Annotated in this window: 19 protein-coding genes; 18 read left to right on the top strand and 1 reads right to left on the bottom strand. The window is 47.4% G+C overall.

Translation table 11 applies throughout. From position 1 onward, the window contains the following. The first annotated feature begins 10 nt into the window (after positions 1–10). The 6 genes from ACT6NU_RS00415 to ACT6NU_RS00440 all read left to right on the top strand — a co-directional run bounded on the left by ACT6NU_RS00415 (position 11) and on the right by ACT6NU_RS00440 (position 6,193). The gene (locus tag ACT6NU_RS00415) at positions 11–985 is read left to right on the top strand and encodes a glycosyltransferase family 2 protein (RefSeq protein WP_445382481.1); all 975 of its coding nucleotides are present in this window, start codon (positions 11–13) and stop codon (positions 983–985) included. Positions 986–1,018: 33 nt separating this feature from the next. Then, positions 1,019–2,728: a phospho-sugar mutase gene (locus ACT6NU_RS00420; RefSeq protein ID WP_445382482.1), complete on the top strand. Its 1,710-nt coding sequence runs from the start codon at positions 1,019–1,021 to the stop codon at positions 2,726–2,728. Then, a complete protein-coding gene (locus ACT6NU_RS00425; RefSeq protein ID WP_445382483.1) occupies positions 2,728–4,551 on the top strand; it encodes an ABC transporter ATP-binding protein in 1,824 nt (607 codons plus the stop codon). The genes ACT6NU_RS00420 and ACT6NU_RS00425 overlap by 1 nt, the downstream gene beginning before the upstream one ends. Before the next feature lie 84 nt (positions 4,552–4,635). Then, the gene (locus ACT6NU_RS00430) at positions 4,636–5,187 is read left to right on the top strand and encodes an RNA polymerase sigma factor (RefSeq protein ID WP_445382484.1); all 552 of its coding nucleotides are present in this window, start codon (positions 4,636–4,638) and stop codon (positions 5,185–5,187) included. 51 nt (positions 5,188–5,238) lie between these two features. Next, entirely contained in the window at positions 5,239–5,751 is a 513-nt protein-coding gene (locus ACT6NU_RS00435; RefSeq protein WP_445382485.1) for a hypothetical protein, read from the top strand. Beyond that, entirely contained in the window at positions 5,744–6,193 is a 450-nt protein-coding gene (locus ACT6NU_RS00440) for a hypothetical protein (RefSeq protein ID WP_445382486.1), read from the top strand. The genes ACT6NU_RS00435 and ACT6NU_RS00440 overlap by 8 nt, the downstream gene beginning before the upstream one ends. Before the next feature lie 2 nt (positions 6,194–6,195). Here ACT6NU_RS00440 and ACT6NU_RS00445 read toward each other — a convergent pair whose 3' ends face one another. After that, on the bottom strand, positions 6,196–7,224 hold the full coding sequence (locus ACT6NU_RS00445) for a WD40/YVTN/BNR-like repeat-containing protein (protein WP_445382487.1): 1,029 nt from the start codon (positions 7,222–7,224) through the stop codon (positions 6,196–6,198). A gap of 69 nt (positions 7,225–7,293) precedes the next feature. Between ACT6NU_RS00445 and ACT6NU_RS00450 the strand changes: the two genes are divergently transcribed. The 12 genes from ACT6NU_RS00450 to ACT6NU_RS00505 all read left to right on the top strand — a co-directional run bounded on the left by ACT6NU_RS00450 (position 7,294) and on the right by ACT6NU_RS00505 (position 22,551). After that, positions 7,294–8,511 (top strand): RsmB/NOP family class I SAM-dependent RNA methyltransferase, encoded by a 1,218-nt coding sequence (locus ACT6NU_RS00450; RefSeq protein WP_445382488.1) that lies wholly within the window; start codon positions 7,294–7,296, stop codon positions 8,509–8,511. A gap of 123 nt (positions 8,512–8,634) precedes the next feature. Further along, entirely contained in the window at positions 8,635–12,294 is a 3,660-nt protein-coding gene (gene purL, locus ACT6NU_RS00455) for a phosphoribosylformylglycinamidine synthase (RefSeq protein WP_445382489.1), read from the top strand. A gap of 70 nt (positions 12,295–12,364) precedes the next feature. Continuing rightward, positions 12,365–12,796, top strand: a complete 432-nt coding sequence (locus ACT6NU_RS00460) for an SRPBCC family protein (protein ID WP_445382490.1) — start codon at positions 12,365–12,367, stop codon at positions 12,794–12,796. Positions 12,797–12,902: 106 nt separating this feature from the next. Next, the gene (locus tag ACT6NU_RS00465) at positions 12,903–14,570 is read left to right on the top strand and encodes a hypothetical protein (RefSeq protein WP_445382491.1); all 1,668 of its coding nucleotides are present in this window, start codon (positions 12,903–12,905) and stop codon (positions 14,568–14,570) included. Between the two features lie 127 nt (positions 14,571–14,697). Further along, positions 14,698–15,042 (top strand): hypothetical protein, encoded by a 345-nt coding sequence (locus ACT6NU_RS00470; protein ID WP_445382492.1) that lies wholly within the window; start codon positions 14,698–14,700, stop codon positions 15,040–15,042. 87 nt (positions 15,043–15,129) lie between these two features. Next, positions 15,130–15,891 carry a molybdate ABC transporter substrate-binding protein gene (gene modA, locus ACT6NU_RS00475; protein ID WP_445382493.1) on the top strand — a complete coding sequence of 254 codons (762 nt, stop codon included), beginning with the start codon at positions 15,130–15,132 and terminating at the stop codon, positions 15,889–15,891. Beyond that, positions 15,884–16,288 (top strand): TOBE domain-containing protein, encoded by a 405-nt coding sequence (locus ACT6NU_RS00480; RefSeq protein ID WP_445382494.1) that lies wholly within the window; start codon positions 15,884–15,886, stop codon positions 16,286–16,288. The genes modA and ACT6NU_RS00480 overlap by 8 nt, the downstream gene beginning before the upstream one ends. Next, positions 16,285–16,956 carry a molybdate ABC transporter permease subunit gene (gene modB, locus ACT6NU_RS00485; RefSeq protein WP_445382495.1) on the top strand — a complete coding sequence of 224 codons (672 nt, stop codon included), beginning with the start codon at positions 16,285–16,287 and terminating at the stop codon, positions 16,954–16,956. The genes ACT6NU_RS00480 and modB overlap by 4 nt, the downstream gene beginning before the upstream one ends. Continuing rightward, positions 16,953–17,837, top strand: a complete 885-nt coding sequence (locus ACT6NU_RS00490) for an ATP-binding cassette domain-containing protein (RefSeq protein WP_445382496.1) — start codon at positions 16,953–16,955, stop codon at positions 17,835–17,837. Before modB ends, ACT6NU_RS00490 begins: the two co-directional genes overlap by 4 nt. 198 nt (positions 17,838–18,035) lie before the next feature. Continuing rightward, positions 18,036–18,512 (top strand): hypothetical protein, encoded by a 477-nt coding sequence (locus tag ACT6NU_RS00495; RefSeq protein ID WP_445382497.1) that lies wholly within the window; start codon positions 18,036–18,038, stop codon positions 18,510–18,512. 61 nt (positions 18,513–18,573) lie between these two features. Continuing rightward, entirely contained in the window at positions 18,574–20,442 is a 1,869-nt protein-coding gene (locus tag ACT6NU_RS00500) for an adenylate/guanylate cyclase domain-containing protein (RefSeq protein ID WP_445382498.1), read from the top strand. Positions 20,443–20,532: 90 nt separating this feature from the next. Beyond that, positions 20,533–22,551 (top strand): S9 family peptidase, encoded by a 2,019-nt coding sequence (locus tag ACT6NU_RS00505; RefSeq protein ID WP_445382499.1) that lies wholly within the window; start codon positions 20,533–20,535, stop codon positions 22,549–22,551. Positions 22,552–22,567 lie beyond the last annotated feature (16 nt).

Raw genomic sequence — 22,567 nt, forward strand, 5'->3', positions numbered from 1 at the left:
AGCGTATTGAATGAAACTCTCCATTGTAATTCCCTTACTGAACGAAGAAGAATCCCTGGAGGAACTTTATCATTGGATTGCATCGGTGATGCAATCCAATGATTTTGTTTACGAGCTCATCTTTATAGACGACGGCAGTACGGACAACAGCTGGAAGGTCATTGAATCCCTTGCCGCCACAGACCCTGCTGTTAAAGGTATTCGTTTCCTTAAAAATTTCGGGAAGTCACAGGCGCTGCACGCTGGCTTCAAGGCAGCAGGCGGCGATGTGGTGATAACCATGGACGCCGATCTTCAGGACAATCCTGAAGAGATACCTGCAATGGTCAATCGTATCCGGGAAGAAGGCTATGATATGGTCTCCGGATGGAAGAAAAAACGCTACGATTCAATTTTGATGAAGAATCTGCCCTCGAAATTATTCAACTGGGCGGCCAGGAAAACTTCCGGCGTACGCCTGCATGATTTTAATTGCGGGCTGAAAGCTTTCCGAAAAGAGGTGATTAAAAACATCGAGGTTTCCGGGGAAATGCACCGCTACATCCCGGTTTTGGCCAAAAATGCAGGCTTTTCAAAAATCGGCGAACAAATCGTACAGCACCAGGCACGAAAATATGGTAAAACCAAATTTGGTGCCGAACGTTTTATCAATGGCTTTCTGGATCTGATCACTATTTGGTTTGTTTCCAAGTTCGGGAAAAGACCTATGCACCTTTTCGGGGCCCTGGGGGTGCTTATGTTCATCATTGGGTCAGGCTTTACACTCTATTTGGGGATTGACAAACTCTTTTTAAACCCTTTTGGGCGGCTGCTAACAGAACGTCCGCAGTTCTTTGTAGCCCTGACCTCCACAATAATCGGAACACAATTCTTTCTGGCCGGTTTCCTTGGCGAAATCCTGGTCCGCTCGCGCAGGCAGGAAGGACGCTACAGCATATCCGGGGAAATAAACCTGCACAAACCCAAGAAGGAATATTCTTCGTAATTTTAACTCACTAAACTTAACGCCAACCCATCTATGGACCCAATTCTGGCCAAAGCAAAAAGCTGGTTATCTGATTTTTTCGATCCTAAGGTTAAAGCTGAAATTCAGGAGTTAATCGATAATAACCCCGAAGAGCTGAAAGACCGCTTTTATAAAAATCTGGAATTCGGCACCGGGGGAATGCGCGGAATCATGGGGGCTGGCACCAACAGGATCAATAAATATACCCTCGGGAAAAGCACACAGGGATTGAGTCAGTACCTCCAAAAACAATACCCTGGGGAAAAGATAAAAGTGGTAATCGCCTATGACTGCCGCCACAACAGCCAATCTCTGGCACAGGTTGTGGCAGAGGTTTTCTCATCAAACGATATTCAGGTGTACCTTTTTTCCGAACTCCGGACTACCCCCGAACTTTCTTTTGCCGTCAGGCATTTGTCCTGTCATGCCGGGGTGGTTCTGACGGCCTCCCATAACCCTCCCGAATACAATGGTTATAAAGTATACTGGACCGATGGGGGACAAATTGTTCCGCCAGAGGACAAAGAAATAATAGCTGAGATTAATAGCCTTCAGTTTGAAGATATCCGCTTGAATCCAAAACCGGAATTGATACAAACCATAGATACAGCAGTAGATGAAGCCTTTATCAATGCCTCTGTAGCCAACGGTAGTTTTGGGGCAGATGGGAAGGAAAATTTTTCGATAGTTTTCACCAGCCTGCATGGTACCTCTATAACCGCAATTCCCGAAGTACTGAAACGTGCCGGTTACCCCCGGGTGACCATCATTGAGGAACAGGCAACACCCGACGGAGATTTTCCAACCGTGGAATCTCCAAATCCTGAAGAACCAGAGGCCCTTGAAATGGCCCTGGAAAAAGGGGAGGCCATTGGTGCAGATATGGTAGTGGGAACCGATCCGGATAGCGATCGCCTGGGGATAGCAGTCCGGAACCGTGAGGGCAAACTGCAACTCCTGAACGGGAACCAGACTATGATACTGATGACGCGCTTCCTCCTGGACCAGCAGCGCAAAAAAGGCTTTAAGGGCAATGAATTTATCGCGAGCACTATTGTTTCCACCCCTATGATGCAATCCATGGCGGATACCTATGGGGTTGAATGCAAGACTTCGCTTACAGGCTTTAAGTGGATTGCCAAGATGATCAAGGATTTTCCAAAGCAACATTTTGTAGGTGGTGGGGAAGAAAGCTATGGCTATATGGTAGGGGATTTTGTCCGGGACAAGGATGCCGTTACCGCTACCCTGCTCGCCTGTGAAATTGCTGCTCAGGCAAAAGCCGAAGGCAGTAGTTTTTATGAACAATTAATTCATTGTTACAAAGATTTTGGCTGTTACCGCGAACGCCTGGTTTCATTGACCAAAAAAGGGATGGACGGGGCACAGGAAATCAAAAATATGATGCGTGAATTCCGGGAAAACCCTCCGGCCTCCCTGGACGGGTCTAAAGTTATTCGCCTGGACGACTATAATGAGTCGCTCAGTAGGGACCTGGAAAATAACAGCCACTCCCCTATACAGCTGCCCAAATCCAATGTGCTGATATATACCACTGCAGACGGGACCCGCCTGGCTGCGCGCCCCAGCGGGACCGAACCCAAAATAAAGTTCTATATCAGCGTGAATACGCAACTGAAGGACCCCGACGCCTATACCAAGGTGAACGCCAGTTTGGAGGCCAAAATAGACCGCATACTGGATGAACTCAAACTCAGCTAATGAGATACTTTAAAAAGATACTCCGTTTTGCCCTCCCGTACCGGCGATACGGATTCCTGAATATATTTTTCAATATCCTTTACGCACTGTTCAGTGCACTTTCCTTTGCAGCCCTGATCCCCATGCTGGACGTTTTGTTCCAGCAGAATGAACCCGTTACCAGTCCTCCGGTATATGAAGGGATCGGCAGTTTGCAGGCCTACCTGAAACAGTCTCTTTACTATCAGGTCAGTGAGGTGGCCGGGGATGATAAAATGATGGCACTGGTCTGGGTAATCGGGCTGGTATTGATCTTGTTTTTCCTAAAAAACATATTCAATTACCTCGCCATGTATTTTATTACCTTTTTAAGAAATGGGGTTTTAAAGGACCTCAGAAATGCCATGTACGAAAAAATAGTGACGCTTCCGATCTCCTTTTACTCCGAAAAGAAGAAAGGAGATGTTATTGCGCGAATAACCTCTGATGTACTTGAAATACAGCATTCGTTTCTATCCATCCTGGAACTGATTATACGCGAGCCGCTGACCATCCTTTTTACCATAGCGGTTATGTTTTTTATCAGTGTGAAGCTTACGCTCTTTGTCTTTATATTCATTCCCCTGGCTGGTTTAATCATCTCCAGAATCGGCAAATCCCTGAAGCGCAAAAGTGACCGTGTACAGGCAGAACAGGGGGCATTTCTCTCCATTGTGGAAGAAACACTCGGAGGGCTGCGGGTTATCAAGGCCTTTAATGCCGAATCCCGTTTCAGGAAGGTTTTTGAAACCTCAACCAGCAGATTTTTTCATTTCTCGAATAGTTTGCTCAACCGACAGAACCTGGCATCGCCCACAGGAGAATTCCTGGGGATTCTGGTAATAGGAGTGCTCTTATGGTTTGGGGGAAAGATGGTCCTGGTGGAAGAAACCCTGGATGCTGCCTCCTTCATTGCCTACATGGGTTTGGCCTATAACATCTTAACCCCAGCCAAAGCGATCAGCAAGGCTTCTTACGGGGTGCGCAAGGGAAATGCGGCCGCCGAAAGGGTCCTTCACATCCTTGAAACTGAAAATCCATTAAAAGATCCGGAAGACGGCAGGGAAATCAATGGATTTAAGGAGTCCGTAACCTTATCAGAGGTCTGTTTCAGCTATGAGGCCGAGCAGGTCCTGGACCATTTCAGCCTGATGGTAAAAAAAGGGCAGACCGTGGCCCTGGTCGGGCAATCGGGAAGTGGAAAAAGCACTATCGCGAATCTGGTAACCCGTTTTTACGATGTGGATTCCGGCAGTATTCAGATTGATGGCACAGACATCCGCTCGGTCAGCAAGGCGTCCCTCCGGCAACTGATGGGCCTGGTTACCCAGGATTCTATTCTATTTAACGATACTGTCCGGAATAATATCCTGTTAGGAAAAGAGGGAGCCAGCCAGGAGGAAGTTGAAGAAGCGGCAAGGATTGCCAATGCCCACGATTTTATCATGCAGCTTCCCAAAGGTTACGACACCAACATAGGCGATAGCGGTAATAAATTGAGCGGCGGGCAGAAACAGCGCTTGTCAATAGCCCGTGCTGTTCTTAAAAACCCACCTATAATGATTTTGGATGAAGCGACCTCTGCCCTGGACACAGAGAGTGAAAGACTGGTACAGGACGCTCTGGAAAAAATGATGCAGAACAGGACCTCCCTGGTCATTGCCCACCGGTTAAGTACTATTCAGAATGCGGATTTGATTGTGGTCCTTCAGAAGGGAAAGATAGTAGAACAGGGTACCCATCAGGAATTGATCAGCCGGAAAGGAATCTACCACAAACTGGTAAATATGCAACAACTGGCATAAAAATGATAACCCTGAAAACGGAGGCGACAGAACACTCATTTAAACCTTTTCTCATTCTTCCCGTCTAAAATGTAATTCGCGTATATGTCTTCAGAAACGATTTTGGTCAGTCAATTACAGGACAGGCACTCCAAGGAAGCTGCCTTTCGTTCTCTGGTGGGCCAATACCAGGAACGCTTGTACTGGCATATACGGAGGATGGTGCTGTGCCATGAAGATGCAGACGACGTATTGCAAAATACCTTTATCAAGGTTTTCAGGAATATTGATCAATTTAAAGGGGAAAGTAAACTATATTCCTGGATGTACCGGATTGCCACCAACGAGGCGCTGAGTTTTATGAAGAAACGGTCCAGAATACAGGGGGTGAGCGATGCTGAAATCGGGCAGCTCATGGTAGACCAACTGGAGGCTGACCCCTATTTTGACGGGGAAGCCGCACAGCTGCAACTGCAGCGGGCCCTGGCGACGCTGCCCGAGAAGCAACGGCTGGTCTTCAACATGAAATATTTTGAAGAAATGAAATACGATGAAATTTCGGAAGTACTCGAAACCTCTGTTGGAGCTCTGAAAGCATCGTACCACCTGGCTGTAAAAAAAATTGAGGGGTATCTTAAGAAGAAACCTTTGGAATAAATTCTGGCAGAGAACATTAAACCTTTTGCAAGAAATAGTATCTAATAAGAAATGAAACCGACATCTAAACATAAGGGCTTTACTGTGCCGGAGGGTTATTTTGACACTCTGACAGACCGGGTTTTGGACCAGGTCAAAAAAGAACACATCCCTAAAACATCTGAAGATCAAGGTTTTAAATTACCGGAAGGGTATTTTGATACCTTTGGTGAGCGATTGGAAAGCAGGATGCAGCAGCCCGCCGGGAAGGTCCGCAGTCTGTGGGGACCCCGGATGGCACTGGCCATGTCTGCTGCGGCAGCCGTAGTGCTGATGCTGGTTTATTATCCTTTTAAAGGAAACCAAAGACTGCAATTTGATGATCTTGAAAAAAACGAGATACAGGCCTATTTGGAATCTGATGAAATGGATATGAGTACCTTTGAACTGGCAGAAGTCTTTCCCCTGGACGGAATCGAAATGGACGATGTACTGGAGGCAGGGCCTGAAGAAGAACAAATTCTGGACTACCTTGATGACAATATTGAGGGTCTGGATGAAATATACTGGGAAACAGATGAGTAAGATATACCTACAATGCGTTCTGATTATCCCGTTTGTGCTATTTAGCCTTATGGGTCATGCTCAGGACAGGCCAAACCAGCAGAAGATCAAAGCATTAAAAATTGCTTTTTTCACTGAACGACTGGAATTAAGCCCCGAAGAGGCTTCGGTTTTCTGGCCTATTTACAATAAATACGAGCAGGAAAAGGAACGTCTCAGAAATATGGAAATCAGGGAAGTCCGAAGCCGGATTGCCGCTGCGAACTCCTTTTCGGAAAGCGAGGCAAAACAAATCCTGAACCGGTATATCGCCATTGAGGAAGAACAGGAAGAGCTGGACAAAAATTTTTACCGGGAAATGGCCGCTTCGCTTTCGGCCTCCAAAACACTTCAATTATTCCGGGCAGAACTGGAATTCAGGCGTCGCCTCTTAAAAGAATTCCGAAAAAGGCAGGGAAATTAATCTTATCGAAAAGTAAGCTTGGCTATCCTTCCTTTTCCAGAGGCATAGGCCACTGAATCATTTATAAAGCGGATACTGTAAAAGGATTCCTCTGAAAACTTTACCCAACTACTTCCCTGGTCGGCTGAATAGGCCAATCCTGTAAAGCCTACAGCAGCCAGGTCCATTCCCCCGGAGCCGGGTATGAATTGCACACAGCTCTTGTATCCAGGGTCTGCCCCATCCCCTGCGAGTTCCCACTGCCTGCCTCCATCGCGGCTGAGGGCTTTGTTAGCTCTGTTGCTTTCGGGTTCCGTATAATCACCTCCTATGGCAAAACCCAGTTTTTCGTCGTAAAAATCAAGACTGTAAATGCCCTGGGTTTGCAAGCTGTTTATAATGGGGGTCTGAAAAACTTCCCAGCTGTTTCCCAAATCCGGGGAGTAATAAATTCTCCCGGCAGTAGTTCCAATCCAACACTTATTTCCTGAAAGGGCCACATTGGTGTCGCTGGCCGCAAAGGCACCTTCTCCTTCTAAGGCCACAGGAAGAGCCTCGCAAGGTAATTTCTTCCAGCTGTTGCCCCCGTCACGGGTAAGCAGAATGCCAAGGCAACCGTCCATAGCGTCCCCAACCACTATCCCATTTGTATCATTCCAGAAAGCCATGGAATCGTAAAAAACCCCCGGGCCACTCTCGGTATAAACCAGTTCCATCTGTCCGCGGTCTCCTGTTTTATAAAGCAGGGCCGGGTCCCCGGCGGAGAGCATGAAAAAATCAGTATTTGTATGCCCCACAGCCCGGAATTCGGGATTTCGGTCCTGGTATTGCTGCCGGGATACCCGAACCCGGTCTGTTCCGGTTTCAACATTCCCGAATACACCCCTGCTCCCGGCAAAGGCAACCACCCCGGGCATTACTTCCAGGGCGCGGATGGAGACTGTGTCCTCAAAAACCGTTTTGATTTCAACCGATGAAAAACGATGCGAAGGATTTCTTTCTTCACAGGAACAGGCAATTAACAGGCCTGCCAGGAACAATGCTTTTTTCATTGGTTTCTTTTGCACTAAAGATACTTTTATTCTCCTCAAAATGATACCTTTGACGCCCAATTCAATTCGATGCGATTTCATAGAAACCTTGTGTACGCCGTAGTGGACGGCATGGATCAGATCTTCAACCAGGAAGGGTATGCAGATAAGGTAGTGGAGCGCCTGCTAAAACGGGATAAGCGCTGGGGGAGTCGCGACCGTGGATTTATAGCGGAGACCCTTTATGATATTGTGCGCTGGAAACGCCTTTATAGCGAAATCGCGGAGGTTAAACCTCCTTACAGCAGGACAGATTGTTTTCGGCTGTTTGCCGTATGGGCAGTACTCCGGGGCCATCCCCTGCCCGACTGGAAAGAATTTGTACAGGTGCCCGAACGCCGTATTAAAGGACGGTTTGATGAGCTGAGTAAAATCAGGAAATTCAGGGAATCGGTACCCGACTGGATGGATAAAATGATGTCGGAACAGCTGGGGGAAGCCAAATGGGAAAAAGAAATTCACGCATTAAACGAGCCGGCCCCGGTCATTTTAAGGGCCAATGCACTGCTTAACAGCAGGGAAGCATTGGCGGAATCCCTGGCTGCAGAAGGTTTTAAGTGTAGATTTATATCGGCCTGCCCGGATGCACTAGAGCTGGAGGAACGGGCGAATGTCTTTACCACTGAGGCCTTTAAAAAGGGTTCATTTGAGGTTCAGGATGCGGCCTCCCAGCTGGTAGGGCCGTTCCTGGAGGCAGCCCCGGGCATGCGAATTATTGACGCCTGTGCTGGAGCCGGGGGCAAAACATTACACCTGGCTGCCTTGATGCAAAACAAAGGGCAATTGCTGGCCCTGGATATCTATCCCAATAAATTAAAAGAACTTAAAAGAAGGGCTTCCCGGGCAAAGGCCTTTAATATTGAAACCCGGCCCATCACCTCTGCTAAAACCATAAAACGTCTGGAACGATCTGCCGACCGGGTATTGATTGATGCCCCCTGTACCGGTTTAGGGGTGCTGCGAAGGAATCCGGACGCGAAATGGAAATTAAAAGAGGGCTTTGTAAAGGAAGTCTGTGCCCTGCAACAGTCCTTGCTCTCTGATTACAGCAAAATGGTCAAACCCGGAGGGAAGCTGGTTTATGCTACCTGTTCCATCCTGCCGCTCGAAAATCAATTACAGGTCTCAGAATTTCTGAAGTCCCAAACCGGACGTGAATTTACACTGGAAGAAGAACGTACTATCTCTGTTTCGGAAACCGGTTTTGACGGTTTCTACATGGCCCGTCTCAGTCGGAAAGCGCTATAAGGCCATTTTAATGGTATTTAAGATTAATCAACAAAAACCAGCAAGGCTGTTGATTAATATCTCGCGGAATTTCAGCGATAAAATGGTACCTTTGAGGCTTTTAAATCACTTAACAGGCTTTTCATGATTCATTTCTTCGGAGATCCGCAAAAAACCGTTTATGCCCTGGATAGCGGAGGGGATCTAGACCCGGAAACCATTGCAAAACTTTCCTGGCTCTTTGGGAATCAACCCATGCTGCAGGGGGCGTCCGTAGACGCCTTTTTTGTTGGCCCGCGATCTGCCATGATTACTCCCTGGAGTACCAATGCCACGGAAATTACCCAGAACATGGGGATTAGTGGGATCAATCGTATTGAACGATTTCAGGCTGCCGAAAAGGACGCTAAGGACTATGATCCCATGCTCTACCAGAAATATGAGAGCCTTAACCAGGATATCTTTACTATTGAGCATGAGCCGGAGGCCATCCGGGAAATACATGACATAGCCGCGTACAACCGCGAAGAAGGCCTTGCCCTGAGTGATGAAGAGATTGCTTACCTGCAGGAATTGAGCCAGCGACTGCAGCGGCCCTTAACCGATTCTGAAGTCTTTGGTTTCAGCCAGGTAAATTCGGAGCATTGCCGCCATAAGATCTTTAACGGGACCTTTATTATCGATCACCTGGAAATGCCGGAATCTCTTTTTAAACTCATCAAGAAAACATCGGTTGAACATCCTAATGATATCGTTTCTGCCTATAAAGACAATGTAGCCTTTGTAAAAGGCCCTGAGGTGGTACAATTTGCCCCGCGTTCAGCAGATCGGCCTGATTTTTATGAAGAACAGCCTTTTGAATCTGTACTTTCCCTGAAGGCGGAAACACATAATTTCCCTACAACCGTTGAGCCGTTCAATGGAGCGGCCACGGGATCCGGAGGGGAGATCAGAGACCGTCTGGCGGGTGGAAAAGGTGCCCTGCCTCTGGCGGGAACAGCTGTCTATATGACCGCCTACTCCCGGCTTGAAAAAAACCGGCCCTGGGAAAAGCAAATGGAGGAACGCAAATGGCTCTATCAAACCCCAATCGATATTCTTATAAAGGCTTCTAACGGGGCTTCGGACTTTGGGAATAAATTCGGGCAGCCGCTTATTAGTGGTTCCGTGCTAACTTTTGAGCACAGGGAAGCTGATCGTTACCTCGGCTATGATAAGGTAATAATGCTGGCAGGGGGTATTGGTTACGGAAAGGCTAACCAGGCCCTGAAAGACAAACCCTCAAAAGGAGACCGGATTGTAGTGATGGGCGGGGATAATTACCGTATCGGAATGGGTGGTGCAGCAGTTTCCAGTGCGGATACGGGCGAATTCAGTTCTGCCATCGAACTCAATGCCGTGCAGCGATCCAACCCCGAAATGCAAAAAAGGGCAGCAAACGCCATCCGTGGCCTGGTGGAAGGCGGGCACAACCCGGTAGTTTCCATCCACGATCATGGAGCCGGAGGCCATTTGAACTGCCTCTCAGAATTGGTTGAGGAAACCGGGGGACGCATTGATCTGCAGAAACTGCCGGTTGGCGACCCCACCCTCTCAGCCAAAGAACTTATAGGGAACGAATCCCAGGAGCGTATGGGCCTGGTAATGGCACCGAAGGATATGGACCTCCTTAAAAGGATTGCCGCCAGGGAACGGGCCCCCTTATACGATGTGGGCGAGGTTACCGGAGACAACCGTTTTACAATAGCTTCCGCCACCGAAAAACCAATGGACCTGGCACTTGCTGATATGTTTGGCAGTTCTCCAAAAACCATTATGGAAGACCGCAGGATTAAGCGGTCTTACAAAGATTTAGAATACAATCTGGAGGCCTTCCACCAATATCTGGATCAGGTCCTGCAGCTGGAGGCTGTGGCCTGTAAAGACTGGCTCACCAACAAGGTAGACCGCTGCGTGGGGGGGCGGGTGGCGAAACAGCAATGTGCCGGCCCTCTGCAACTACCCCTGAATAATTGTGGGGTAATGGCCTTAGATTTTAAGGGCAAAGAAGGAATGGCCACCTCTCTGGGGCATTCGCCTGTCTCCGCCTTAATCGATCCGAGGGCGGGCAGTCAGAACAGTATTGCAGAGGCGCTAACCAACCTGGTTTGGGCTCCTCTGAAAAAGGGTATTAAATCCGTTTCGCTCTCCGCCAACTGGATGTGGCCCTGTAACAACCCGGGGGAAGATGCCCGCCTGTATGAGGCTGTTGCTGCTGCCTCTGAGTTTGCCATTGCCCTGGGGGTCAATATTCCGACCGGCAAGGATTCCCTCTCCATGAAACAGAAATACCCGGATAAGGAAGTCCTGGCTCCGGGAACCGTAATCATTTCGGCAGCCGGACATTGCAAGGATATAAAAAAGGTCGTGGAACCTGTTTTTAAGAAAAAAGGTGGGCCCATCTATTACCTGAACCTTTCGGGTGATGCTTTTAAACTGGGCGGCTCCTCTTTTGCGCAGGTTCTTGGCAGCATTGGAAATGAGGCCCCGCATATTACAGATGCTGCCTATTTTGCCAAAGCTTTTAATACCATCCAAAGGCTGATTGAAAATGGTGATATTCTCGCCGGGCATGATGTTGCCTCAGGAGGCCTCATCACCACTTTACTGGAAATGTGCTTTGCCGATACAGACCTGGGGGCCGAGCTGGACCTGACTACACTGGGGGAGGAAGACCTTCTGAAGGTATTATTCGCCGAAAATGCAGGGGTAGTAATACAGGCCCGCAATACCAAAGTAGAAGCTTTTCTGGAAAAAGCAGGGGTTTCTTTCTGCAGGATTGGTACCGTACAAGAGGGAAAAAATATACAGCTGAAAAATTATCGGCTTACCATGGAACTCGATGTCCCAAAACTCCGGGATTGCTGGTATAAAACCTCCTATTTGCTGGACCGCCGGCAAACGGCAGGAGACCTGGCAAAGGTCCGCTTTGAGCAGTATAAGAAACAGCCGCTTTCCTTTGCGTTCCCCAAAAAGTTTAAAGGTCGCTTGCCTGAGGTGACCATTAAAGCCTCAGAACGACCAAAGGCAGCCATATTGAGGGAAAAAGGAAGCAATTCGGAGCGGGAAATGGCCCATGCGATGTACCTGGCTGGTTTCGATGTAAAGGATGTACACATGACCGACCTGATCTCTGGCCGCGAAACCCTTGAGGATATCCGGTTTATAGGGGCCGTTGGAGGTTTCTCCAATTCCGATGTACTGGGGAGTGCCAAAGGCTGGGCAGGGGCATTCAAGTATAACGAGAAGGCCCGAAAAGCCCTGGATCGCTTTTTTAACCGTCCCGATACACTGTCTGTGGGTATCTGTAATGGCTGCCAGCTTTTTATGGAGTTGGAACTCATACATCCCGATCACGACAATCACGGGAAAATGACCTATAACGATTCCCAAAAACATGAAAGCAGTTTTACCTCAGTAACCATTGGAAAAAACCACTCGGTAATGTTGTCTGATCTGGAAGGGACCACCCTCGGAGTCTGGATTTCACATGGAGAGGGAAAATTCAGTTTACCATACGAGGCGGGCAAGTACAATATCGTGGCTACTTATGGATATAAGGCCTATCCTTCCAATCCGAATGGCAGCGATTATAATACCGCCATGCTTTGCGATGACAGCGGCAGGCACCTGGTTACCATGCCACACATAGAACGTTCTATTTTCCCATGGAACTGGGCCTGTTACCCGGAGGAGCGGGACGATGTCGTTTCACCCTGGCTCCAGGCTTTTGTAAATGCACGGAAGTGGATTGAGTCACATTAAACCTTTCCGGCGAATATCCTAACTAGACGTGTGGATAAGCTATTTTACGACCATCGATTAAGTAGTTTCTGTGAAAACAACCGAAAAACCAGTAGTGCTTGAGGTGGATTTCAATCATCCCCTCACAAGGCTGTGGAAAGCCCTGACAAACCGAAGTGAAATGGTTCAGTGGTTTTTTGAAAATATCCCGGAATTTAGAGCACAAAAGGGTTTTAGAACGCGATTTTCGGTCCTGTCAGGCGGGCGGTCATTCGAGCATATCTGGCATATCAGTGAAGTTGTCCCTTTAGAGAAAATCGTTTATGACTGGTCCTATGGCGGTTATCCGGGACAGTCAAGGGTTCTGTTTGAGATATCGGGAGATGCTGCTTCTTCCCGGCTGAAACTCACCCATTTGGTACTTGAAGATTTTCCTGATCACATCCCTGAGTTTCAGCGCAAGAGCTGTCTGCAGGGATGGGAATATTTTATTGGGGAACGGCTGAAGTCCTTCCTGGGGTAGATCCCCGGCTAAAAGTCCGGTAATTACTTCGATCATTTTGTTTAACTTCCGGGAAAGAATTAAGCCGCTATACCTGCACAACGGCAATAACCCTTTTAAAAGCCCTATGAACAAATATGTAATAATCCTTCTGACGTGCATCTTCTTTATCGGATGTACGGAACCCAACACGAAAAAGGCCGATACCCAGGCTGCTTCTGAAACCAACCAATACAAGGACCTGGTACTTCTTTTCCGGGACTGGCGGCAATTTGAAAACCCGCCTCTCTTTGAGGGAGCACCCGATTACCGTCAGCAGACTTTCGATAAAAGACGCCCTGAATTTCAAGCCTTGCGCAACAGGCTGCAGCAAATAGACACTGCCAGTTGGAGTATTCCGCAGCAGGCAGACTGGATGATCGTTTGGGCCGAAATGAACGGATACGATTTTAATGAGCGTATCCTGAAACCCTGGCAACGAGATCCTGCTTTTTATAAATCTGTCTGGACGGCTCGTAGCGATGTTCCCGCGCACGAAGGCCCCACAAACCATGGGACCATGGAATTATGGACCTACCAGTTTCCATTGACCGTGGAAGAAAAAACAAGGCTGGAGGCAGACCTTGAGCGAATTCCTGCTTTAAACCGCCAGGCACAAACCAACCTGGTTGGCAATGCAAAAGAATTGTGGGTTGCCGGAATACGTGACATTGAAGAACAAAGCGAGGTATTATCCTCCCTGGCAGATGATCCGCATATCTCTGAAGACCCCGAACTTAGCCGTCTGGTGGCTGAAGCAAAAACCACCACTGACGAATTGGTTAGCTGGTTACAGGCCGAAGCAGGTAACAAAACCGGACCTTCCGGAATTGGAAAAGAAAACTACAGCTGGTATCTGCAAAATGTACATCTGGTTCCCCTTAGCTGGGAAGACGAGGTTATGCTGCTCAAAAGAGAGCTGGCAAGAGCCTGGACCGCGCTGAAATTTGAGGAACACAAAAACCGGGATCTTGCCGATCTGGAAGATGCCAATTCTGTGGAAGCCTATAATGTGATGGCAGACCGGGCAGCCAACAGCCTGATTTCCTTTTTGCAAGACCAGCAGATCGTTACCGTAAAGCCCTATTTTGAACCTGCCTTGCGGGAACATCTGGGGAGTTACATTCCCAGGGAAAAGCGCAATTTTTTTGTAATCGGGGAGCATCTGGATCCCAGGCCCTTATACTCGCATTTTTACCATTGGTTTGAACTGGCCCGTATGGATACCGAACCGCATCAGAGTGAGATAAGAAGGGGGCCATTACTCTATAACATATTTGATTCGCGAAATGAGGGTACCGCAACCGCGGTGGAAGAGATGTTCCTGCAGGCCGGTTTATACGAAGACAGTCCCCGCAGCCGGGAAATTGTATATATCATGATCGCCCAACGGGCGGCCAGAGGCCTGGGCTCGCTTTATGCCCACGCCAACCTGATGAGTATGGAAGAAGCCGGTGGGATACATTCGGAATACACCCCCAGGGGCTGGATGAAAACCGAAAAGGAACTGTTACTCTTTGAACAGCACCTCTATATGCGGCAACCCGGATATGGCAGCAGTTATATCAGCGGGAAATACCTGCTTGAAAATGCCCTGGCAGATTATGCCTTATTGCTTGAAAATGAAGGAGAAACTTTTGTTCCCAAAAACTTTTTTGATCAGCTGAATAAAATCGGGAACATCCCGGTTAGACTTGCCCATTGGGAGATGACGGGATCCAAAAAAGCCTTAACCCCCATCATTTCACAAAAATAATCTGTTCGCTCTTTTGAAAATCCAGTTGTTGAGCTGCGATTCAAAAAAGGCTAAAGCTTTAGTTATATGGGTTTTTACGAAGGCATGGTTTTTATGAAAATATGCAGGACCCTGCGTAAATGCTTTTATGGCAGATGAGAATATCGTAAATTTAAGGAGCTGGATGTACTATTTCTGCCAGCTACAACGCATTAAATCCATGATTGAAAAACTAATTGCCTTTTTTAAAAAGGACCGCAGCAAAACAGCTGGCAAAAGCCCGGAAGGCGTTTGTCCGAATTGCTGGGGGAAGCAGGAATACGATCAGCAGATCCGGGAATTATACAAGGATAAGCAAATAGATGTCAACAATCACATGGCTCACTATGCTTTTATAAAGGATTTTGTAGTAAAGCACATAGACGGGATACAGCTGAAAAAAGGAAGCAATAGTCTGGAATGTCCTACCTGTAAGGTTAAGTATGATAAGTAATCCTAGTTCTTCTCTATTTCCTTTAGCCCACCACTTCAAACCTATGGACGAGGGAGGTTCTCCTTTTAAATCGGTGAGAGAATCCTAATGAGACAGCATCCTTTTCTTTTAGTTGCCGTGTTTTTTACACTCCTCACCTCTTGCAGAACAGCACCCCATGAAGGTATAGTGATCGCTACAGCTGCCAATATGCAGTATGCTCTTAAGGATATTACCGCTGCTTTTACCGCGGAAACCGGTATTACCTGCCAACTGGTGCTGGGTTCAACAGGAAAACTCACAGCACAAATCCGGGAAGGGGCGCCTTATGATATCTTTCTGGCGGCAGATATGAAATACCCTCAGGAACTCTACAACAAAGGGTTTTCAAAAAAAGCACCAGAAGTATACGCCCTGGGAAGTCTGGTGTTAATAAGCCTCAAAGACAGCCTCAATCCTTCATTTGAAGTCCTGCGGCTTCCTTTCATAACCCACATTGCGATTGCCAATCCGGTTACAGCACCCTACGGCAGGGCTGCAAAAGAGGTACTGGAGCAAAAAGGCCTCTACGGGCCCTTACAATCCAAGCTGGTTTATGGGGAAAATATCGGCCAGACCACCCAATACATTTATTCCGCAGCTGCCGATATTGGTTTTACAGCGCGATCTGCCCTGTTCGCCCCTGAATTGCAGGGAAAAGGCAGGTGGATGGAGGTTGACCCCAAACTGCACAACCCGATTCGTCAGGGGGTTTTACTGCTTCATCCTGAAAATGGCTTGAAAAAGGGCGTTCAGGAATTTTATCAGTATCTTTTTTCCCAGCAGGCCAGGGAAATCCTGGTATCCTACGGATATCTTATTGATGAATAAACTAAAAGGACATATAAGTCAGGTAATCAGCCATGGAAACCTCAGCCGGGTAGTGGTAAGTGTATCCGAAAACCTAAACCTTCAGGCAGTGGTTATTGATAAGCCCGGAACAGCAGACTATCTAAAGGAAGGCGCCACTGTAAACCTGATATTTAAAGAAACTGAAGTGATTCTGTGTCAGGCAGAAACCCCTCCTATGAGTGTGGCAAACCGCATTACCGGAGTAGTATCCCAGGTGCAGGAAGGAAAGATTCTCAGCCGTATAGATCTAAAATGGGATGGCGGATCAATTTCAGCTATCGCAGATACAAAGGCTATTGAGGCTATGTCCCTTGAAAAAGGGATACATTTACTGATGGTAATCCCTTTTAATCAAATAATGTTGCAGCCGGCATGAACTGGAACCCGCTTGTTCTGACCTTTGAACTGGCCTTGGCCACAACCCTGCTTTTGTTGCTTATTGGGCTGCCTTTGGCCTACTGGCTGGCACATACCCGCTCGCGAATCAAACCGGTGGTGGAGACCCTGGTCAGTATGCCGCTGGTGTTGCCCCCAACCGTGCTGGGTTTCTATTTTCTGATTGCCTTTAGTCCGGGAAACAGTTTTGGGGCCTGGCTTGATCAGTGGCTGGGGCTGCAATTGGTCTTTTCCTTTGAAGGACTGGTGCTGGCGTCCCTTATTTACAGTCTTCCATTTATGGTACATCCGTTGCAGGCGGGGTTTTCAGGGCTGCCTCCCTCCCTGCGGGAAGCGGCCTTCGTTTTGGGAAAATCCAAATTACAGACCTTACTCAAAGTACAACTGCCCAATATCAGAACTTCCCTCCTTACCGGGATTGTGCTCGCATTTGCACATACAGTGGGTGAATTTGGGGTGGTTTTGATGATTGGCGGCAATATCCCTGGAGAAACAAGGGTAGCCTCCATTGCGATTTATGAGGAAGTAGAGGCCATGAATTACGGGATGGCCAATTTTTATTCGATCATCCTGTTCGTAATAACCTTCTGCATTCTCCTTACCGTCTATGTTGTTAATGGCAACTACCTGAACCGATTTTGGAAATGATTGAACTGCATCTTCACAAAAAGTTGGTCGGACCCGAGGAATCCTTTTCCCTTGATGTGGAAATGGAAGTGATGCAGGGTAAATGCATCGCCCTCTATGGCCCTTCCGGTGCTGGGAAGACTTCCTTGTTGCGGATCTTATCGGGCTTGTTACAGCCAGACTCCGGAAAGATCCGGATTGGGGACACATACTGGTACGAGGCTTCTAAAAAAATCAATCTTAGCCCCCAAAAACGAAATACAGGCTATGTCTTTCAGGACTATGCGCTCTTTCCCAATATGACGGTTTTGGAAAATATACAGTTCGCGGAGGCTGGAAAGAGTGGTTTAGGAAAAACTGACGCAATTATTGAATTGATGGAATTAGGTGCCCTGCGCCAGCGGAAACCCGCAACCCTCTCCGGAGGTCAGAAACAGAGGGTTGCCCTGGCCAGGGCTCTGGTCCGACAACCAGAGATGCTGCTGCTCGATGAACCCTTATCGGCCCTGGATGGAAAAACGCGGAACAAGTTGCAGGATTATATTCTAAAAATACAAAGGGAGTTTAAACCGACCACCTTTCTGGTTAGCCACAATATATCGGAAATAATGAAACTGGCCGGGGAAGTCTGGATGATGAACAATGGGAAAATAATCCGGCACGGTCCCCCATCAAAAGTATTCTCAAACAATACACTAAGTGGGAAATTCACCTTTACCGGGGATATTGTTGATATTATACAGGAAGAGGTGGTGTCCGTCATTACTGTCCTGGTGGGGAACGATCTGGTCAAGGTCATTGTTGAATCGTCAGAGGCCGGAGCCTTTCAAATAGGAAATAAAGTACTTCTGGCATCCAAGGCGTTCAATCCGGTAATCCAGAAAATCAACCTACTAGATTAATATTGTAAGACTAGCCTGCACTCCAGGGCCCTGAATCCCTTTATATTTTGCAAAGAATTAGGCGAGGACTAACCCGTGAAATTTCCAATGCCCTTCAGCTCATGCGTCACGCTGGTATCGTGAGGTTTGACTTATTTCGAATTCCTAGCACCCTATCTAAAAATGCCTTATCTTATACCAAACTTATAACCAACTGAAATGAAAATCACCAAACAAATAGTATTACTTGCCATTGGAACTAGCTGTTTTTTTATGCAATGGGGGCATGCCCAGACAGAGCGAATTATCACACTGTATGTTAATACTGCAGAAATACAGAATCCAGATGTTAACGCCTCTTGTAATTTCGGGCAGACTGACGGCAGCAGCAATGAAGATTATACCATCAGCGCCAACGTGGATGATAGCATTGTCTGGAAAGGAGTGGCACTTGGGGCTACTGAAACAAGTAGTGTGGAAATTGTGGCGATCAACCACCAGGGGGCCAATGGGGGGAGAGATGTATTTGGAGGGGATAATCGACTGACTGCCGAAGACGGAGAAGTAAGGGGCACCATTGTAACCACAACGGAACCCGGGGCAGATTACAAATACAAAATATCGTTTCGGGTAATTCACGAAGGTGAAAGTAAAGGAGGTATTTTTCAGATAGACCCGAAGATTAAGGTAAACTAAAAGATAGTAGCAGCTGCTTTTTATGTCTGCACCAAATAAAATCTTATTTAAAGTAAGGAAATTGGCCCGGATATGCCTGGGCTTTTTTTTTAGTTGCACCCTTACGCAGCTATGTGCACAGCAACAACTTCCACAATCCGCAGACAGCCTGGAAGCCTATTATCTGAATGGCCCGTTTGAGCCGGCAGACAGTATTGCAATACTGGGGGACCTTACCGCCGCCCTGCAGGACCCCCAGAAATTGCTTCAGTATAGCAATGCCTACATCGAGATCGCAATCCGTATGGATTCCCTGGAAGCGCTTTATAATGGTTATTTTCGAAAAGGAACAGCTAATCGGATGACCGGGGATTTTGCAGAGGCGCTTAAAAACTATTTTTACGCAGCAAACCTGGCAATTGAGCATGAAAATGATATTAATTTAGGTCTTGCTTACATCACCATCGCAGATTCCTATTCTTTGATGGGTAATGCCCAAAATGCCAGTAATTACTATAACCGGGCCATCCGGATACTGAAGACCACAGGCGATACGCTCTCTGTAGCCATGGCACTCTCCAATGCCGGTGATGAGTATTTCAATCAGGGAAAATTGGATTCGGCACTGATCTATTTTGAAGAATCGGGTGCGTTATTCAGAGCTGTTGATTTTAATTTGGGCAAAGGGTATTATCTGGGTTCTGTTGGCATGGTACTCGGCAAACAGGGAAAAGACTCCCTGGCCCTTTTCAAACTAAACCAGGGCCTGGAAATTCTGCGTGAGGAAAAGGACTTTTATGGAATTGCTGCCTTTCTCCCTTATGTGGCAGATATCTACCAAAATCAGAATAATCTGGATGCCGCCTTGCGCTATACCTCTCAGAGCCTGGCTATCGCAGAAGAATACGGTCTGAAAGAACAGATAAGCGATGCGAATTTGAAACTTTCCGAATTATACGAGGCCAAAGGCATGCCAACTCGCGCCCTGGGATATTATAAGACCTATACCGCCTATAAAGACAGTATCAATAATGTTGATCTCGTTCAACAAATGGCTAAAATGCGGAATGATTTTGAGATCTCACAAAAACAGGCAGAGGTGGATCTGTTGGAGAAAGAGGCTGAAATTCAATCGTTGAGGGATCGAAAACAAAAATCCATCCTCTATGTAAGTATTGGAATTACCGGCCTGGTGTTCCTGCTGGCCCTCGGCATGTATTACCGCTATCGCTATATTAAAAAGACTTCCCGCATCATTCAGGATGAAAAGATGCGCTCAGATAATCTGTTGAAGAATATCCTGCCAGACGAAACGGCGGAAGAACTCAAGCGCAGTGGAAGGGTAAAGGCTAAAAAATTCGATTCAGCCACGGTTATGTTTGCAGATTTTGTGGGTTTTACCCACCATTCTGAAAATATGGGCCCTGAAGCTCTGGTTCAGAATGTGGATTTCTATTTCTCAAAATTTGATGAAATAATCGGAAAGTATGAGCTGGAAAAAATAAAAAGTATAGGAGACTGTTATATGTGTGCCTCGGGATTGCCTTTCACTTCTTCAGACCATGCCCTGAGAATGGTTAAGGCCGCCATTGATATCATAAGGTTTGTCGGGGAGGTGGAGGCAGATACTACTCCCGGAGGCCAGAAATTTGAAATACGTATCGGCATTAACAGTGGGCCAATTGTGGCCGGAGTGGTGGGAACCAAAAAATTTGCCTATGACATATGGGGAGATACCGTTAACACGGCTGCAAGGATGGAGGCGAACTCTTCCACCGGCAAGATCAATATCTCTGAAAATACCTTTAAGCTGGTACAGGATCATATTCAGTGCGAGTACAGGGGAATGATTTCGGCTAAAAATAAAGGAATGCTGAAAATGTATTTTGTGACTTCTGAAAAAGTAAAGGAACATCAGGATAATTCAGAACTTGAAAATGTGAAATCCTGATGGCAATGCAGTTTTCAAATTTTACAGCCAATACCGAATACAATGGATACGAAAAGAATAATCTCAAAAACAATACTAATCACGCTCCTAATGACCGGAGCTATAGCCTTTTCTCAGGCCCGACTTGAAAATATGCTCTCCGGGCCCTACGCACAATCCATAAAGGGTTCTGCAGACGGAAAGGGGATTGTATGGGTGGTCAATAAAGAGGGGGTCCGCAACATCTGGTACAGTTCGGTTTCGCAGCCTTCTCCTGTCCGACTTACCAATTACACCCAAGACGACGGCCTGGATCTTGGAAATCTGATCCTTACCGCAGATTTTATGATCTATTCTCGGGGTAATGGCAACAACCGTCAGGGCTATCCTGCAAATCCGGCCAGCCTGCCCGAAACTCCGGAACGTATTTTATTGCGAATGCGACTTTCGGATAAACAAACCGATACTCTGGCCACTGCCAGTTCCGCAGTCCTCTCCCCGGATGGAAAATCCCTGATATACCCTTCAAAAAAGGGGGTATACATTATCCCCGATCTTTCCGTTGCCCGGGCGAAACCCGAAAAACTATTTGAAGTTAGAAGTGGGGCCGGTTCCCTTATTTGGTCCCCTGACAGCAAAGCCATCGCCTTTGTGAGTTCCCGGGGTGATCACAGTTTTATCGGACAATATCAGATCGATCAGCAAAAAATTAAATGGATAGCCCCTGCACTGTCTTTTGATGAACATCCGGCATGGTCTCCGGATGGAAAAAAAATAGCCTTTATACGCAGGCCCGGACAGGGTAAAGATCAGTTGCGGAATATTATGGGAGGGAACCCTTTTAAAATCATGGTTGCAGATGCCGATGGTACTAATCCAAAAGCTATCTGGGAATCGGCGGGGGATGATGGTGGCTTTGCACACTACTATCACAATGAGCCTCTCAGATGGACCCGGACCGGGAAAATCCTTTTCAGTTCGGAACATCAGGGATGGAATCACTTGTACGCTATCAATCCGGACGGGAGCGGAATAACAGACCTTAGCCCCGGGGAATGTGAAATTGAGAACAGCGCGCTGTCGCTGGATGAAAATTCGGTAATAATCTCCACAAATTGCGGAGATACACACAGAAGGCACTTGTGGAGGAGTAATGTCCAAAACGGGCAAACAGAAAGGATCACATCAGGTAAGGGTATACAGACAGATCCCGTTGCCCTGGAAGGGGATGCTTTTGCTTTTCGGGAGGGCCTTTACGACCTTCCTACGGGAATTGTTCTTCAAAACAGGAATGGGCAACATCGACTAACACAGATCGAGGGCGATTTTCCGAGGGATGCCTTTACTGAACCCATTCCGGTTCAATTCACCGCTTCAGATGGCCTTAGTATACACGGACAGTTATTCCTGCCCGCTACCGCAAAAAAAGACAGGAAACCAGGGTTGATTTTTATGCATGGAGGGCCCATCAGGCAAATGCTGCTGGGCTTTCATTACAGCAATTACTACGCAAATGCCTATGTCATGAATCAGTATCTGGCTTCGCAGGGGTATGTGGTGCTGGCAGTAAATTTCCGTACCGGGATTGGCTACGGAAGGGATTTCAGAAGGGCTAAAAAACAGGGCCCCAGAGGCGCCTCAGAATACCAGGATATACTGGCTGCAGCCCGATACCTGCAATCTCACCCGGAGGTAAACCCAGACAAAATTGGACTCTGGGGCGGTTCCTATGGAGGTTTCCTAACTGCCATGGGCCTGGCCAGGAATTCAGATATCTTTAAGGCAGGTGTAGATTTACACGGCGTACACGACTGGTCCTGGCGCGCCCGTGACTTCTCTCCCGGAGGCGCCTGGGGCATTGGAAAAGACCTGATGGAACTGGCATTGGAATCTTCGCCTGTTTACGATTTAAGCAAATGGCAATCTCCAGTCTTACTTATTAGCGGAGATGATGATCGCAATGTAATGTTCGGACAGTCGATCGATTTAAAGAACAAGCTGGATGCGCTTGGGGTGTACAACGAAGCCCTGGTTTTTCCTGATGAAGTTCACGGCTTTCTCCGCCATGAAAGCTGGTTAAAAGCTTATGAGGCCTCCGCAGACTTTTTTAACCGACATTTAAAGGATTAGCAGTCTCATTTCAGTT

It is taken from the genome of Robiginitalea rubriflava (genome assembly GCF_052540725.1).